Source organism: Archangium violaceum, from assembly GCF_016887565.1.
GTDB classification, from domain to species: Bacteria; Myxococcota; Myxococcia; order Myxococcales; family Myxococcaceae; genus Archangium; species Archangium violaceum_B.
Window position 1 is genome coordinate 9,073,314 of the sequence record NZ_CP069396.1, and the last position, 15,106, is coordinate 9,088,419.

The 15,106-nt window shown below is 71.3% G+C and carries 13 protein-coding genes and 1 pseudogene; 1 reads left to right on the forward strand and 13 read right to left on the reverse strand.

Going from position 1 to position 15,106, the window contains the following annotated elements:
• Positions 1–228: 228 nt before the first annotated feature.
• Both JRI60_RS36145 and JRI60_RS36150 read right to left on the reverse strand, forming a co-directional pair.
• Positions 229–1,386, reverse strand: coding sequence for an RtcB family protein (locus JRI60_RS36145; RefSeq protein WP_204220469.1), 1,158 nt, complete (start codon positions 1,384–1,386; stop codon positions 229–231).
• Entirely contained in the window at positions 1,383–1,799 is a 417-nt protein-coding gene (locus JRI60_RS36150; protein ID WP_204220470.1) for a ribosome-binding factor A, read from the reverse strand. The genes JRI60_RS36145 and JRI60_RS36150 overlap by 4 nt, the downstream gene beginning before the upstream one ends.
• A gap of 328 nt (positions 1,800–2,127) precedes the next feature.
• On the opposite strand from JRI60_RS36150, the gene msrB reads away from it, so the two are divergent.
• Positions 2,128–2,550 (forward strand): peptide-methionine (R)-S-oxide reductase MsrB, encoded by a 423-nt coding sequence (gene msrB / locus JRI60_RS36155; RefSeq protein WP_204220471.1) that lies wholly within the window; start codon positions 2,128–2,130, stop codon positions 2,548–2,550.
• A 19-nt stretch (positions 2,551–2,569) separates the two neighbouring features.
• On the opposite strand, the gene JRI60_RS36160 is transcribed toward msrB, so the two are convergent.
• The 11 genes and pseudogenes from JRI60_RS36160 to JRI60_RS36205 all read right to left on the reverse strand — a co-directional run bounded on the left by JRI60_RS36160 (position 2,570) and on the right by JRI60_RS36205 (position 15,106).
• Entirely contained in the window at positions 2,570–3,454 is an 885-nt protein-coding gene (locus JRI60_RS36160; protein WP_204220472.1) for a DNA-methyltransferase, read from the reverse strand.
• Between the two features lie 278 nt (positions 3,455–3,732).
• Positions 3,733–3,951 (reverse strand): annotated as a pseudogene (rpmE, locus tag JRI60_RS36165) (50S ribosomal protein L31); the annotation flags it as partial.
• A 124-nt stretch (positions 3,952–4,075) separates the two neighbouring features.
• Positions 4,076–4,996: a 5'-nucleotidase gene (locus JRI60_RS36170; RefSeq protein ID WP_204220474.1), complete on the reverse strand. Its 921-nt coding sequence runs from the start codon at positions 4,994–4,996 to the stop codon at positions 4,076–4,078.
• Positions 4,997–5,065: 69 nt separating this feature from the next.
• Positions 5,066–5,197: a hypothetical protein gene (locus JRI60_RS54710; protein WP_257455477.1), complete on the reverse strand. Its 132-nt coding sequence runs from the start codon at positions 5,195–5,197 to the stop codon at positions 5,066–5,068.
• A complete protein-coding gene (locus tag JRI60_RS36175; protein WP_204220475.1) occupies positions 5,194–6,045 on the reverse strand; it encodes a tetratricopeptide repeat protein in 852 nt (283 codons plus the stop codon). Before JRI60_RS36175 ends, JRI60_RS54710 begins: the two co-directional genes overlap by 4 nt.
• Before the next feature lie 76 nt (positions 6,046–6,121).
• Positions 6,122–7,462, reverse strand: a complete 1,341-nt coding sequence (locus JRI60_RS36180; protein ID WP_204220476.1) for a CheR family methyltransferase — start codon at positions 7,460–7,462, stop codon at positions 6,122–6,124.
• Between the two features lie 69 nt (positions 7,463–7,531).
• Complete coding sequence (cheB, locus tag JRI60_RS36185; RefSeq protein WP_204220477.1) at positions 7,532–8,593, reverse strand: chemotaxis-specific protein-glutamate methyltransferase CheB; 1,062 nt, start codon at positions 8,591–8,593, stop codon at positions 7,532–7,534.
• A 69-nt stretch (positions 8,594–8,662) separates the two neighbouring features.
• Positions 8,663–11,116, reverse strand: coding sequence for a hybrid sensor histidine kinase/response regulator (locus JRI60_RS36190; RefSeq protein ID WP_204220478.1), 2,454 nt, complete (start codon positions 11,114–11,116; stop codon positions 8,663–8,665).
• Positions 11,113–12,936, reverse strand: a complete 1,824-nt coding sequence (locus JRI60_RS36195) for a methyl-accepting chemotaxis protein (protein WP_204220479.1) — start codon at positions 12,934–12,936, stop codon at positions 11,113–11,115. Before JRI60_RS36195 ends, JRI60_RS36190 begins: the two co-directional genes overlap by 4 nt.
• Entirely contained in the window at positions 12,936–14,732 is a 1,797-nt protein-coding gene (locus tag JRI60_RS36200) for a methyl-accepting chemotaxis protein (RefSeq protein ID WP_204220480.1), read from the reverse strand. Before JRI60_RS36200 ends, JRI60_RS36195 begins: the two co-directional genes overlap by 1 nt.
• Positions 14,729–15,106, reverse strand: coding sequence for a protein CrdC (locus tag JRI60_RS36205; RefSeq protein ID WP_204220481.1), 378 nt, complete (start codon positions 15,104–15,106; stop codon positions 14,729–14,731). The genes JRI60_RS36200 and JRI60_RS36205 overlap by 4 nt, the downstream gene beginning before the upstream one ends.

The following is a 15,106-nucleotide window of genomic DNA, read 5'->3' on the forward strand; positions in this document are numbered from 1 at the left end:
CGCTTGAGTCAGATGATCTCGCTCAAGTGGGGGCGGAGCCGGGGCCAGAAGATGAGAGCCCATCCTGGGCCGCGACGGTGGAGGAGCCGAAGCTTCCGTGGAGCCCCTGGCTGCGCGTGTGGTTCGAAGCCTACGCGAGCAGGAGGGTCGCAGCCCGCGTGCAGGATTGCCCCCTTCCAGAACCTTCAGCGCCGCTGCGGCGGGGTCAATTCCCACCACCCCCATGGCTCAGCCCTTGAGCACGGCGATGGGCGTGAGCCGTAAAACGGGCATCACCAACTCCGCCTCGTCCTCCAGCACCTCCGCGATGTCCCGGTAGGCCTCCGGCGCCTCCTCCACCAGGTCATCTACCCTGCCCCGGTCGAACACCACCCGGCGCAGCGCGTGCTCCAGCGCCGCCGGGCGGATGCGCGCCCTCGCCTCTCCTCGCGTGAGCACCCTCCCCGCCCCGTGCGAGCAGGAGCCGAACGCCCTCGGCTCTCCCCTCCCCTCCACCACGTACGAGGCCGTGCCCATCGAGCCCGGAATGAGGCCGCGCTGCCCCGTCTCCAGCCCCACCGCCCCCTTGCGGTGCACGAGCAGCGCCCGGCCCAGGTGCCGCTCCTCCGCCACGTGGTTGTGGTGCACGTCCACGCTCGCGCCCGGCTCAGGCTCACACCCGAGTGCCTCCGCCAACACCTCCACCGCACGGGCGGCGAGCATGTCCCGGTTGGCCCAGGCGAAGCGGCACGCCAGCTCGATGTCCGCCAGGCACGCGGCCCCCTCGGGGGTGTCGGTCCGCAGGCCCGGCAGCGAGCCCTCTCCCCGCGCGGCGGCCACCCTCAGGTGGTGCGCGGCGATGGCCCCTCCCACTCCCCGCGAGCCCGAGTGGATGAGCAACCACAGGTCTCCCCCCGCATCCCGGTCCAGCTCCAGGAAGTGGTTGCCTCCCCCGAGCGTGCCGAGGTGCCTCGGCGCCAGGCGCTCCCACTCCCGCTGGAGCCGGTGCGTGGAGAGGCTCGCGGCCTGGAGCCTGGGAGGCAGCGGCAATCCCGCCCCCCGGTGCACCGCGTCCCCTACCGGCACCCGGCGCGCCAGTGCCGACAGCAGCCGTTCCAGCTCCGCCCTCCCGAGCGACGCGGCCGGGAAGGCGAAGCGGTGCGCACTGACGCCGCACCCCAGATCGCCTCCCAGCGCCCCAGGCACGACGGTGCGCTCGGTGGCGAAGACGGTGCCCACCGCCACCCCCTGCGCCACGTGGACGTCCGGCATCGCCGCCACGTGCTCCACCACGTACGGCTGGCTGGCGATGTGCTGAAGCTGCTTCACCGCTCCCGGTGGCACCTCTCGCGCCCAGGCGAGGATGGGCACCGCCCCGGGCGGGCTCTCGAGGACTCGAGGCATCATGACTCGCCTCCTTCCTCGTCGGGCGCCAGGCGCGGCGCCACTCCCACGCAGACGAAGCGCAGGTTCGGCACCCGCTTCAGGTTCAGCCCGAGCGCCAGCTGCGAGCGGATGAAGCCACTCGCCCGCACCAGCGCCTCCTCCACCGGCGCCGGGCCGGACTCCTGGCGCTCGGGGGGAAGGGTGAATCCGATACGGGCGTGGCGGCCGTCCGGCGACAGCTCGAGCATCGTCACCACGACGCCCTCGAGCAGCGGGTCGGACAGCTCACCTCGGAACAGGAGGGACACCTCCTCGAACAGGGTGGACTGCAGGCGCAGGTGCCGCGCCGGAATGGAAGATTCTTCGAACGAAAAGGATTCTGCGTCCGCGCGCCGGTGCGACGCGCGGGAACGACGATGCTTCTTCGAGCTCATGGAGCGAACGGTTCCCTGGACGCCACACCCGCTCAGGGGCACGGCGCCTCGATTCAGGAAAAGACGAGGCTCCACGCCGGCGCTCGTGCGCCGGAGTCAGCGGATCCGTTCACCGAGGAGACGGTACGCGCCGGTCACCCGTGCGAGGGCGTGGAGAGACCCGAGACACCGTTTTGCACACGTCCCATGGCACACCTCCCGCCGCGCAAGGTTCCACCGCGCGAGCCGCGAACGCCCAAAATGGGCACACGCACTCCATGTGTCAATCCCCGGTCGCCGCCCCCCAGGAACGATTGCCCCCGGACCCGGCGGACAGCAGGATGCCGACATGGTCGAAAAACTGGTCCTCAGTGACGAGGAATGGCGGAAGCGTCTGACACCCGAGGAGTACCAGGTGCTGCGCGGTCATGGCACCGAGCGCGCCTGGACCGGCTGCTTCGTCGCAACCAAGGAGGCCGGCACCTACGTGTGCGCCGGCTGCGGCAACCCCCTCTTCAAGTCCGGCGAGAAGTTCGAGTCCGGCACCGGCTGGCCCTCCTTCACCCGGCCCGTCCAGCCGGACGCGGTGACGGAGTACCAGGATCGCTCGCACGGGATGCTCCGCACCGAGGTGCGCTGCGGCCGCTGCGATGGCCACCTGGGACACGTCTTCCCCGATGGCCCTCCCCCCACGGGGCTGCGCTACTGCATGAACTCCGTGGCGATGAAGCACGTCCTGGAAGGTCAGCCCTTCCAGCTCGTCACCAAGTGAGCCCCGGCGCGCGGCGGGCTCAGCGCGCCGCGCGCTCGGCCTCGACGAGCCGCTTCTGCGACAGGCTCAGGTACTTCTCGTCCAGGTCGATTCCCACGTAGCGCCGGCCCAGCTTCAGCGCCGCCACGCCCGTGGTGCCACTGCCGTTGAACGGGTCCAACACCAGCGCGTCCTCGGGGGTGCTCGCCTCGATGACGCGCTCCAGCAGCGACACCGGCTTCTGCGTGGGGTGGCTGCCGTGCGCCTTCTCCTCGCGCCGCGGCGCCGTCATCGTCCACACCCGGCCCGACTCGTCCGCCGTCAGCTCCTCGTCGCCCGTGCGCGGCAGCGCCCACACGTCGCGCATCTGCTTGCCGCCGTTCTCCGCCTTCATCTTCGCGTAGTTGAACGTGTGCTGCAGCTTCGCGGCCGGCTTCGGCGAGGCCCAGATGAGCAGCTCGGAGGAGTGCGTGAAGTAGCGGCACGCCAGGTTCGGGCTGGCGTTCGGCTTGTACCAGGTCACCGTGTTCAGCAGCTTGTAGCCCAGCTTCTGCATCGCGAAGCCGACCGAGAAGATGACGTGCTGCGTGCCGCTCACCCAGATGGTGCCCGTGGGCTTGAGCACCCGCTGGCACGCCTTCAGCCACGCCGAGGTGAACGCGTGGTCCTCCTCCACTCCGCGCGACACGTCCCAGCCGCCCTTGTTCACCGCGGCGCGCTTGCCGTTCTTGCAGGTGAAGCCGCCGTTGGACAGGAAGTAGGGCGGGTCGGCGAACACCATGTCGAAGGTACCGGGCTCGAACTGCTCGAGCAGCGCCAGGCTGTCGCCCTGGTACAGCCGGAACGCATCGCTCTTGGCGAAAAGGCTCTCGCGCAGCGAGGGCTGAACAAGCTTCAGGGCAGGAGCTGCGGCTTCCGCGGACATCTCGCCTCCGTCAGGGGTCGTCGTGACGGGGCGGACTGTGCGGTCAACACGCTGCTACGTCCAATTTCTGGTCTGTAGCACCCTGAAACTTGACGTGAATCGCGAGCGCCAGAAACGCCGCGAGCACGGTGGGAGTGTCTCTCGGGGAGACCTCCGGCACCGTGCTCGGCGGGTGCTACGAAGCGTGACGGAAGAGACTAGGCCTTGGCCTTCTTGGCGGTCTTCTTCGCGGCGGGGGCAGTGCCCTCGGCGGGAGCGGCGGCGGGACCACCCTCGGCGGCGGCGGCACCCTCGGCGGGCTTGGCCGCGTACTTCTTGCGGAACTTCTCCACGCGACCGGCGGTGTCGAGCAGCTTGTACTTGCCCGTGAAGAAGGGGTGGCAGTTCGAGCAGACTTCCACCGTGAACGAGCCACGGGTGGACTTGGTCTCGACGACGTTGCCGCACGCGCAGGTGATACGAGCCGGCGGATAGACCGGATGCATTTCAGGCTTCATGGTCAACGACTCCCGCGCCTTGCCCCCACCCCAAGGTGGGAGGTCTGGCGTTCTAGAGGTAGGCCGGCGCTTATAACGGCGGACCGGCCCCGGCACAAGGCCCGCCTCCGGGCCCCGTCCAGGACTAATGAGATGCGGAACCGGGCGGTTCGATTCGCTCCACCCGCTTCTTCAGCTCGGCATCATCCGTGACATCGCTCCCCAGCTGGATGTACGTGAGGCGGTGGGTGCGCTTGACCCCTTGTGTGCCCCCCCCCGCCTGCGCCGCCAGCGCCTTGCGCCGGGACTCGAAGTTGGTCACGGCCTCCTGGAGCGCGTTCCGGGCCGCCTCGTCCTTCATGGACGCCAGGCGCTTCTTCGCCTGCTGGATGTTGTCGTCGAGGATCTTCAGGTTTTCCCGGGCGCGATCCGCCTCGGTGAGGTCCACGAAGGGCCCCTTCCCCCCATCCAGCGAGAGCTCCAGGCGGGCGAGCTGCCGGCCCCGCTCCCCCGGAGCCACCAGGGTGGCGTAGTCGTTGCGCTGCGCCACGCCCTGGCTCCGCCCCTCGTGCGACTGCACGATGAAGTCCATGGCATCGCCCCCCTGGGTGGAGAGCGTCACGGCATCCATGTAGGGCACCGCGGCGAGCACCACCACCACGTCCACCTTCTCCTTCTCCCGGAGACGGCGCGACTCGGCGATGGCCGCCGGCACCGGGGGCCTGCCCACCACGCCCTTCTGCGTGGCCACCGGGCCCTCGGGGGAGATGCCCACCAGGCCCACCTTCACGCCGTTCACCGTCTGCACGGTGGACGCCGGGAAGAGCGGCTTGCCGTTCGCGTCCACCAGGTTGGCGGACAGCAGCTTCATCTTCGCGTCCGGTCCCTGGGTGGCCTTCACGAGGAAGTCCGTCCCGAGCGTCAGGTCGCGCAGGCCCACGGCCATGGCCGCGGTGCCCAATGCGTTCATCTGCTCGAGCAGGAGCTGTGCACGTGCCTTCTCCGTCGGATCTCCGCCGGGGTTCGAGGACTTGAAGAGCGCATTGCCCGCATCCAGCAACAGCACCGGCCCCTTCGCGCGCTCCCGCGTGAGGGCCGTCTTTCGTCTGGCCAGACCGCCAGACGGGTTGTGGCGTCAACCACAGGGGGCGATCTCGCCCCCGTTGTCTCCGGTGAACAGGAGCACCACCTGCTTGGGCGCCGCGCCCGCCACCAGGGGCGTCAGCAGCAGCGCGAGCAGGGAGAGCAGCGTCAGACGCAGTCTCATTTCTTGGTTCCCTTCTTCTTCGCCTTGTCCAGCTCCGCCAGCCGGCTCTTCGCCGTCTTCGCCGCTTCCGACTTCGGATAGGCCTTCACCAGCTCCTCCAACGCCAGCCGCGACTCCTCCTGCATCTTCAGCTTCTTGAAGCAGTCCGAGGAGCGCAGGTACGCGTCCGGCGTGGGCTCCGCCTTCGGGTACTCCTGCAGCAGCTTGCCGTACTCGGGCAGGGCCTCGCGGCACTTGTCCTCGGCGAAGTACGTCTCGCCCAGCCCGTAGTGGGCCTCGGCCGCCAGCGCGTCCTTCGGCCACTTCTTGAGGAACTCCGTGTACAGCTGCCGGGCCACCGCCGTGTCCCCCGCCTTGGCCTTCTCCTGCGCCAGCGCGAGGAACTCCTTCTTGTCCGCGGGCCGCTTCAGCTCCTCGGCCTTCTTCCGGGCCTCGGCCTCCTTGAGGGCCGCCTCGCCCTTGAGGGCCAGCAGCTTGCTCTCCGTCTCCTCGTTCGTCTTCGCGAGCGCCGCCTCCAGCTCGCCAATCTTGTAGAGGTACGTCTCCACCTGGCCGCGCAGCTGCGCCAGATCCTCCACCGTCTTCTGCAGCTGGACGCTGATGTCCGCGCCCGTGCGGCGCGACGCCGTGTCCAGGCTCTGCAGGGCCTTGGTGACCTCGGCGACCTTCTCGTCGATGCGCGGCAGCGTGGCATCGAGCTGCGCGCGCGTCTGCTTCAGCTCCGCCTGGAGCTGGGCCTGGGTGGCATCGATCTTCTCGAGACGGGCCTCCAGCGCGCGCCCACGGTCCGCGGGGTAGAAACAGCCGGAGATCGCGAGCGGGAGGGCGATCAGTGCAAGCCTTCGCATAGGGGGCGCATCTTACGGGCAAACCCTCCGGCCCGCGTGGGCTTCTTCACGCTCCCGGAGCCAGCCCGCCTGCCCGTCAACGCGGCGGGGTGGAGGCGGCGCGCTCCAGCCGCTCGATGGCCCGCGCGCAGGCCACCTGGAGCCGGGCGTTGTTGAGGTAGAAGGGCGTGGCGCGAGCCCTCCCCTCCTCCAGCGAGCGCAGGGCCTTGCGGTACTCCGCGGCGGCCTCGGCCAGCGCGCCCCGCTGCTCCAGCACCATCCCCAGCAGGTAGCGCGCCGAGGCCAGGTCCGGATCCAACGTGAGGCAGCGCCGCAGCGTGTCCGCCGTCTGCGGGCTCACGTCGCTCGCCTCCGCGGCCCACTCCAGCACCTGGGCGAAGAGGGCCTCCGCCTCCGAGTGCGCACTGTCCGCCACGGGCGCCCCCAGCGCCGGGGGCCGCTCGGCGCCAATGGCCGGGAAGCGTCCCGAGTTGCGTGCCTCCGGGGCCCTGTCCACGGTGGCGGCCGGAGGCGTGCCCGCATCCGGGAACGGCCGCGTCCCCACCGCCGGAAAGCCACTGCCGCTCGGCGTCCTCGGCGCCACGGGTGGCCGTGACCCCACCGCCGGAAAGCCACTGCCGCTCGGCGTCCTCGGCGCCACGGGCGGCACCGGGCTCGCGGCGGGCGCGGGCTCCAGCGCGCGGGCATAGAAGAAGGCCTGGTCACAGCGCACGATGCGCAGGCCCGGCGGGGTGCGCAGCAGCGGCTCGGTGGCGGAGAGCATCAACAGCCCCTCGGGCGCGAGCCGCTCGGACAGCAACCCCACCACCCGGTCGAAGGACTGCGTGGTGAAATAGATGAGGACGTTGCGGCAGGCGATGAGATCGAACCCCTGCCCCTCCGCCGCCGTCGGGTACGGCGAGTCCATCAGGTTGTGACAGGCGAAGCTGGCCCGATCCTTCAGGTGGGCCACCAGCGTGAAGCGGCCCCCGCCCACCGGGACGAACCACCGGTCCCGCACCATGGGGTGCACCCGCTGGAGCTGCTCCGAGGTGAAGCACAGCTCCCGCGCCCGGGCGATCGCCGTCTCCGAGATGTCCGTGCCCAGCACCGTGCTGCCCGTGTCCGCCCCCATCTCGGCGAGCATCACCAGCAGCGTGGCCACCTCCTCGCCCGTGGCGCAGCCGGCGCTCCAGAGGCGCAGGGGCCGGCGCCTGCGCGCCACCAGCGGCTCCAGCACGTGCGTGCGCAGCGCCGAGAGCTGGGACTCGTCCCGGAACAGGTCCGTCTTCTGGACCGTGATGGCGTCGATGAGCTCGGCCAGGTCCCCGGCGCCCGCGGGCGACTGCAGGAACAGCAGGTACTGCGCGCTCTGTCCCCCCGGCCGCGCCGCCAGCTTCTCGTCGAGCCGGCGGCACTGCAGATCACTCAAGGCCATGCCCGTCCGCCGCGCCACCAGGGCGTGGACGGGACCGTAGCCAGGAGGAAACAGAGGGGGCACCGGGTGTCAGCGCCCGACGGCGAGGGACTCACCCCGGGCCAGCCGCACCAGCGCGCCCGCGATGTCGTCGCCGTGGATGATGTGGTCCACCGCCTTGCGCGCCACCGCCGTCCCCGGCATTCCGAACACCACGCAGGACTCCTCGTTCTGGGCCACCGTCACGCCTCCGGCCTGCTTGATGGCCACCATGCCGTCCGCGCCGTCCTCACCCATGCCGGTGAGGATGAGCCCCATCGTGCGCCGCCCGTACGCCTTGGCCGCGCTCTCCAGCAGCACCGTCCCCGACGGCATGTGCCCGTCGCGCTCCACGCCCGGCTTGAGCGCCACCCGTCCCCGGAAGGGAATCACCAGGTGCTGCCCCGGCGGGGCGATCAGCACGTTGCCCGGCAGCAGCTGCTCGCCGTCCTGCGCCAGCCGCACCTTCAGCTTCGACGAGTTGGCCAGCCAGCCCGCCAGCGACTCGGAGAAGGCCGCGTTGATGTGCTGCACGATGACGATGGGCGTGGGGAAGTCCGCCGGCAGCTCCGACAGCATCCGGAAGAGCACCTGCGGGCCTCCCGTGGAGCTGGCCACCGCCAGCACCCCGTATGGCATCCCCATCACCGGGGCCGGTGTCGGCCCGGCGGTGCCCGGCAGCGGCGGCCGCCGCTTGCTGTGGATGTGCCGGATGACCCGCACCGAGGACAGCAGCTTCACCTCGCGCGACAGGTTCCACGCATCCGTCCCCGCATCGATGGCGGGCTTTATCTGCAGCGCCAGCGCGCCCAGCTCCAGCGCCCGGCACGTCAGCTCCGGCGCCTGATGCCGCGGATCCGCCGTCAGCATGAGGATGGGCGTGGGCACCTCCGCCATGATGTGCTCCACGGCCGTGAGCCCGTCCATCACCGGCATCTCCACGTCCATGGTGATGACCTGCGGGCGCAGCTCGCGGGCGGCGTCGAGGGCCTCCTTCCCGTTGTTCGCGGTCCCGACGACCTCCAGATCTGAATCCCTGCTCAGTGCTTCACAGATCAGCTGTCGGCAGATGTGCGAGTCGTCGACGACCAGCACCGACACTTTCTTGCCCATGTGGCTTCCATACCCCGTGCGCGTCCCCCGGAGTATACCCAATGTGGCCACGTGTCCTTCAGCCGCCCGTCAGCCCAGGAGCCGGCCCACCACGTCCACCAGATCCTGACGCACCAGGTCACCCTTGGTGATGTAGCCGTCCGCACCGGCGGACAACCCACGCTGCCGGTCCTCCTCTCCTCCACGGGTGGTGAGGATGACCACCGGGAGGACCTTGTGCGTCGGATGCTCCTTGAGCCGGCGGGTCAGCTCCAACCCGTCCACCCGGGGCATCTCCAGGTCGGTGCAGACCAGATCGACCTTCGTGTTCCCCAGCATGTCCAGGGCCTCCATGCCATCGGTGGCCATGACGACGTCGTACCCCACGGCCTCCAGCAGCGAGGCGATGAGCTCCCGGGTGAGGGGGGAGTCGTCCACCACGAGGATGCGGCGGCGGGGAGGAGGCGGAGGGCGGGGCGTGGCGGCGCGCGGGACCCGGAGGCTCGCGGCCCCCTGGGCGCTGACGATCAGGTGGGCGGCCGACAGCACCATGGCGAGCCGGCCGTCCGCCAGGGTGGTGGCGCCGGTGAGGTGCGGAAAGCGCGCCAGCAACCCCTTCAGCGGCAGGATGGCCTGGAGGCTCTCCTCCAACACCCGGTCCACCGCCAGCGCGGCCACGGCTCCCTGGCTGCGCACCACCAGCACCAGCGCCCCTTCGCCCGGCACCTGCTCCGGACACAGCCCGAGCAGGGCCCCCAGGGACGCGAAGGGCATGGGCTGCCCATCCACCTCCAGCACCGCCCGCCCGGCCACCTCGCGGATCTGCGAGGCCTCCACCTTCATGGCCCGCGAGACGTGCACGGCACTCAGGCAGAGCGTCTCCTCGGCCACCTTCACGAAGAGCAGCGGGGCCACCGTGAGGGACACCGGCACCCGCAGCTCGAAGCGCGTGCCCCGGCCCGGCGTGGACTCCACCAGCACGTCCCCGCCCAGGGCCCTCAGGGAGCTGCGCACCGCGTCCAGCCCCACGCCGCGCCCGGAGATGTCCGTGGCCACCTCGCGCGAGGTGAAGCCGGAGAGGAAGATGAGCTCGCGCGCGCCCTGGTCCGACAGCGCCGCCGCAGAGGACTCGTCCAGGAAGCCCTTGCGCACCGCGGCCCGGCGCAGCAGCGCGGGCTCCAGCCCCACCCCGTCGTCCTCCACCCGGAGCACCAGCCGGTTGCCGTCGCGCGCGGCGCTCAGCGTCAGCCGCCCGCGCGGGTGCTTGCCCGAGGCCACCCGGTCCACGCGCGACTCCAGCCCATGGTCCAGCGCGTTGCGCACCAGGTGCAGCAACGGATCCCTCAGCGCCTCCACCACCGCCCGGTCGGCGCGGGTGTCCTCGCCGTCCACCACCAGCTCCACTTCCTTGCCCAGCTCGCGCGCCAGGTCCCGCACCATGCGCGGATAGGGCTCGAAGAGGACGGAGAGCGGCAGCATGCGCAGGCGCTGCACCTCGTCGGACACGTAGCCCAGGTCGCGCAGCTCCTCGTTGGCCAGCAGCTTCGCCTCGCGGTGCAGGGTGGCGGCCAGCTCCTTCGCCTTGCCGAGCCGCTCCGCCAGTGCACCCGCCGCCGGTCCCAGGTCCTCCGCGGCGCGCGCCAGCAGGCTCAGCTCCCGGGCCAGCTCCAGGCGCCGGGCCGTGGCCAGCTCGCGCCGGCGCGACACCTGCGTGAGGTTGGTCACCGCGCTCGTCAGCAGGTCCAGGCTCGCCACGCCGATGCGCACCGAGCCGTCCGCGCGATCTCCCGAGCGCAGCCCCGGGACGGACGCCGTCCGGGGCGGCGACTCGGGCGAGGCCGGGGGCATCCGTCCGATGGTGGCCGCGACCGTCGCCGAGGACTGCGCGCGCGGAGGCTCCACCGCCACCGTCCGGCCCACCATGGGCGAGCGGGGCGCGGCGACGGGTGACGGCAGGGGCGGCGGCGTCGGCTGCCGGGACACCAACGAGGGAGCCAGCACGCTCAGCGGCGCCGAGCCCCACGCGGGGGTGACCTCCTCCCGGTCATCCCGCTGGGGCTCCCTGGCGTCCCGGGAGGTGTCCCGGGTCTCCTTGCGCGCGGGCGGGGTGGCCTGCGCCGGGCCCTGCGTGTCCGGCTCTCCGCCCGTGCCGACCCCCTCCGCCCGGATGCACTCGCGCAGCCAGCGCACCAGCTTGTCCACCGCGGGGGGTTCCTGCTGCGGCTCGGGCGCCGCTCCGGCCAGCGCCAGCGCCAGCACCGCATCCGCGGCATGGAGGAGCGCGTCGATGGAGCCGGCCGACAGCGCATGCTCGGCGCGCTCCGTGGAGCGCACCAGCTCCTCCATCTCGTGGACGACGGCGTTGATGTCGTCGAAGCCCATCATCCGGGCCTCGCCCTTGAGGCCGTGCAGCTCGCGCAGCACGGTGCGGCCAGCCTCCAGGTTGGCGCCGGACTCCAGCTCCATGACGCGGCGGTTGATGCGCTCCAGACGCACCCCCACCAGCTCGCGGAACTGCTTGAGCAGCTTCTCCCGCGCGCTCACACCTTGCCCCCTGGCGTGGCACCCGGGTCGATCTGGAAGCGCTCCACCACGCCCCTCAAGTCACGCGCCAGCGAGGAGAGGTCTCCATTGGCGCTGATGACCTGCTTGGTGGCGTTGTGGCTCTGCTGGGTGATGCGGAGGATGTCCGCCATGGCCTCGGCCAGCAGATCCGTCCCGCCCTGCTGCTGCTGGGTGGCCAACGAGATGGCCCGCACCGCGTCCGAGGTGCGCCCGGCCAGCTCCACGATCTGACGCAGCGACTCGGAGACCTGCTGCGCCAGCGTGGTGCCCGTCTCGGTGGCGCGCACGCCGCCCTCGGTGGCCAGCACCGCCCCGCCCGAGGCGTCGCGCACCTCCTCGATGAGTCCCTCGATCTCCTTGGTGGACTCGATGACGTTCTCCGCCAGCCGGCGCATCTCCGCGGCCACCAGCGAGAAGCCCTGCCCCACCTCGCCCGCCTTGGTGCCCTCCAGCTCCGCGTTGAGCGCCAGCAGGTCCGACTTGTCGGCCACCCCGTTGATGAACTCGACGATCTTCCCGATCTGCTGCACCCGCTTGTTCAACCGGGCCACCGCCGCGGCGATGGCCTGGTTGTCGTGGCGCATGCGGTTCATCGTCTCGAGGAAGGCCTCGGCGCTGGCCTGGCCTCCCTTGGCCGCCGCGAGCGTCTTGTGGGCGATCTCCGCCACCGAGCCGGCGTTCTCGGCGATCTGCCGCGCCGAGCGCGCCAGCTCCTCGGTGGTGGCGCTCGTCTCGTCCAGCGAGCTGGCCTGCTCGGCGGCGCCGGCCTCATAGCGGGCGGAGGTGGAGAGGATCTCCTCCGTGGTGGAGCCGATGCGGGAGCCGGCGCGCCGCAGTTGCGCCAGCACGTCGCCCAGGTGGGCCCTCATGGTGGAGAAGGCGGCGGAGACGGACCACACCTCGTCCTCGGCGGGGATGAGGCGCTGGCGGCTGAGGTCTCCCTCGGCGATGCGGTGGGCCTCCTCGCCCAGCTGGCGCATGGGGCGGCCGAGCAACGTGCCCCCGAGGTAGGCGGCGGCCAGCGCCACCCCGAAGATGAGCACGCAGAGCAACCCACCGGACAGCAGGGCCTTGGTGCGCAGATCATCCACCAGCGCCACCTGCCGCTCCGGGTGGACCTGCGCCAGCACCTGCTCGAACGCCCGGTCGGCCAGCGCCGAGGACACGTCCCAGATGAGCAGCGCCGGCGTCACCACGACGATGGCGGTGAAGACGACGAGCCTCAGGCGGATCTGCGAGCGCCGGGGCGCCACGGAGATGGCCAGCTCGGGCGTCAGCCCCAGGGGTCCCAGGTCCAACGCCACCTGCCGGACCCGCAGGGTGAGGATGCAGTAGGTCAGCAGCGCGGAGAGAGGACCGAAGAGCAGCCCTGGCCGACCGATGCGCATCACCATGGAGGAGTCCATGGGCGTGCCAGCCGCCCACATCCCCAGGTTGATGAAGACGGAGGAGAGCAGCCACACCACGAGCGTGGCCCCGAAGGCGAAGTCCGCGAGCCGGTGGAGCTCCAGCAGCGCCTGTTCGAGCCGCGCCGGCTCACACGGGCCCCGGGCCAGCTCCACGCTCCGCAGCACGCGCAACCGGCGGAGGCAGAGGACCACCGCCACCCCCATGGCGAAGAGGGAGAACACCCCCGCCAGCCGGAGGAACAGCGAGAAGCTGTCGTCCCGCTCCTCGCCGAAGATGAGCTGCGCGTAGCGTCCACTGAGGGCGGCGGTGGTGAAGTTGGCGTAGAGCACCGCCATCAACAGCTGGCGGCTGAAGGGGCGCCGGGCCCGGAGCAAGCGAGGGCCGACCATCACCCCTCCCTCTCCGCCACGCGGAAGCGCTGCACCGTGGACTTCAAGTCCCTGGCCAGCGAGGCCAGGTCCGTGTTGGCGGCCACCATCTGCTGGGTGGCCTCGGCGTTCTCCTCGGTGACGCGCAGGATGTCGCCCATGGCCGCGGCCAGCTGGTCCGTGCCCGTCTGCTGCTGCTGCGTGGCCAGGGAGATGGAGCGCACCGCGTGCGACGTCTGCCGCGCCAGCTCGAGGATGAGGCCCAGGCTCTGATCCACCTGCGCCGCCAGTGCCGCGCCGCGATCCGTCGTCTTCAGGCCCGCCTCCGTCGCCATCACCGCCGCCTGGGTGGCGTCACGGATTTCATCGATGAGCCGCTCGATGGCCAGCGTGGAGGACAGCACGTTCTCCGCCAGCCGGCGCATCTCCGCGGCCACCAGCGAGAAGCCCCGGCCCGGCTCGCCCGCCTTGGTGCCCTCCAGCTCGGCGTTGAGCGCCAACAGGTCCGACTTGTCGGCGATCTCGTTGATGAACTCCACCACCTTGCCGATCTGCTGCACGCGCTTGTTGAGCCGCACCACCGCGTCGGCGATGGCCTGGTTGTCCCCCTTCATGCGGTGCATGGCCGCGAGGAACGCCGCCGCGCTGCGCTGCCCGCTCTGGGCCGCCCCGAAGGTCGTCTCCGCCATGGCCGACACCGACTCGGCGTTGACGGCGATCTGCTGGGCCGAGCGCGCCAGCTCCTCGGTGGTGGCGCGCGTCTCGTTGAGCGAGATGGCCTGCTCACCCGCCCCGGACTCCTGGTCCGCGGACGTGGCCACCAGCTGCTCCGTGGTGGAGGAGATCTGCAGGCCCGCGCGCTGCAGCTGCACCAGCGCCTGGGCCAGCTGCGCCTGCATGCGGGTGAAGGCACCGGACACGGCCCACACCTCGTCCTCGGCGGGGATGAAGCGCGGGGTGCGCACCTCGCCCTGGGCGATGCGGGTGGCGTCCTCGGAGAGGGCGCGCAGGGGCTCGGCCAGCGCGGTACCGGCCACGTACGCCGTGCCCACCACCAGCGCCACCACCAGGCCCGCGAGCAACGCCAGGGGCAGACGGGTGTCCTGGCGCGCGCGCCTCACCACCTCCTGCTGCACCACCAGCTCCTTCGTCTCGAGGATCTGATCGAAGGTGTGCACCGTGCGCGTCACGGACACGTCGAGGATGAAGACGGACGGGCTGAGCACCGCCATGGCGGTGAAGAGCACCAGCCGCCGCCGCAACCGCAGCTTCTCGGGCGGGAGGGCGGCGATGATCTCCTGCGGGGACAGGCCCTGCTCGGCGATGCGCTCGGCGGCGCGGCGGCTGCGGCGCACCACCATGAGATACACGAGCATGCCGGACAGCGGGCCGAGCGACAGCCCCACCATCCCGATGCGCAGGCCCATGGTCCAGTGCGCGTTCGCCAGGGGAGTGAACGTCACCGCCAGCAGCAGCGCGCCGCCCAGCCAACCCTGAAGGGTGAACCAGAAGCAGCGCCCGGGGATGCGACGCACCTCCTGCAGCGCCCGGCGCAGGTTCTCCGGGATGGGCGTCAGGCGCCCCTGCTCCACCGCCCGCAGCACGCGCAGCGCGTGCCGCTCCTGGGCGATGGCCAGGGCGGTGTTCAGCGCCAGCACCGACACCATCAGCCCGAGGAAGAGCCAGCCACTGTCCCGAGGCAGCGAGTCGGTCAGCTGCCCATACACCAGGGCCAGCACCAGCCCCACCGTGCTGCCGAACAAGGACGGCTGCGTGGTCCAGACCGCCAGACCCTCCAGCCCTCGCGGTGCGCTCACGCCGCCTCCCGGGTAGAGGGCGCGAGGAAACGCCCGAACTCCGCCAGTGACATCAGCGGCCACAGCATGCCGTGCGCCTGGACGAAGCCACGCAGGCTGCCACCCGCCACCCGGCCCAGCACCGCCGGGGCCGGCAGCAGGACGAGTGGCTCGGCGTCGATCTCCAGCGCATCCACACCCACCGACTCCCCCGTGGCGGCCACGAGGATGCGCTCGGCGCCGGCGCACTGGCCGAAGCCCTGGCACGCCGAACCGGTGGTCCCTCCAAAGGTGCTGGGAGACTCGATGGTGGCCACCTCGTGCGCGCGGAAGGCCACCCGATCGGCGCCCGCCCGGCACAGGAGCATGCCCGTGATACGGCTGCCCGCGACCAT

Excerpts from the sequence above, each read along its gene's own strand:
- JRI60_RS36205 (WP_204220481.1), bottom strand. The coding sequence starts at position 15,106 with ATGGTCGCGGGCAGCCGTATCACGGGCATGCTCCTGTGCCGGGCGGGC.
- JRI60_RS36150 (WP_204220470.1), bottom strand. The coding sequence starts at position 1,799 with ATGAGCTCGAAGAAGCATCGTCGTTCCCGCGCGTCGCACCGGCGCGCG.
- JRI60_RS36175 (WP_204220475.1), bottom strand. The coding sequence starts at position 6,045 with ATGCGAAGGCTTGCACTGATCGCCCTCCCGCTCGCGATCTCCGGCTGT.
- msrB (WP_204220471.1), top strand. The coding sequence starts at position 2,128 with ATGGTCGAAAAACTGGTCCTCAGTGACGAGGAATGGCGGAAGCGTCTG.
- JRI60_RS54710 (WP_257455477.1), bottom strand. The coding sequence starts at position 5,197 with ATGAGACTGCGTCTGACGCTGCTCTCCCTGCTCGCGCTGCTGCTGACG.
- JRI60_RS36195 (WP_204220479.1), bottom strand. The coding sequence starts at position 12,936 with ATGGTCGGCCCTCGCTTGCTCCGGGCCCGGCGCCCCTTCAGCCGCCAG.
- JRI60_RS36160 (WP_204220472.1), bottom strand. The coding sequence starts at position 3,454 with ATGTCCGCGGAAGCCGCAGCTCCTGCCCTGAAGCTTGTTCAGCCCTCG.
- cheB (WP_204220477.1), bottom strand. The coding sequence starts at position 8,593 with ATGGGCAAGAAAGTGTCGGTGCTGGTCGTCGACGACTCGCACATCTGC.
- JRI60_RS36145 (WP_204220469.1), bottom strand. The coding sequence starts at position 1,386 with ATGATGCCTCGAGTCCTCGAGAGCCCGCCCGGGGCGGTGCCCATCCTC.
- JRI60_RS36180 (WP_204220476.1), bottom strand. The coding sequence starts at position 7,462 with ATGGCCTTGAGTGATCTGCAGTGCCGCCGGCTCGACGAGAAGCTGGCG.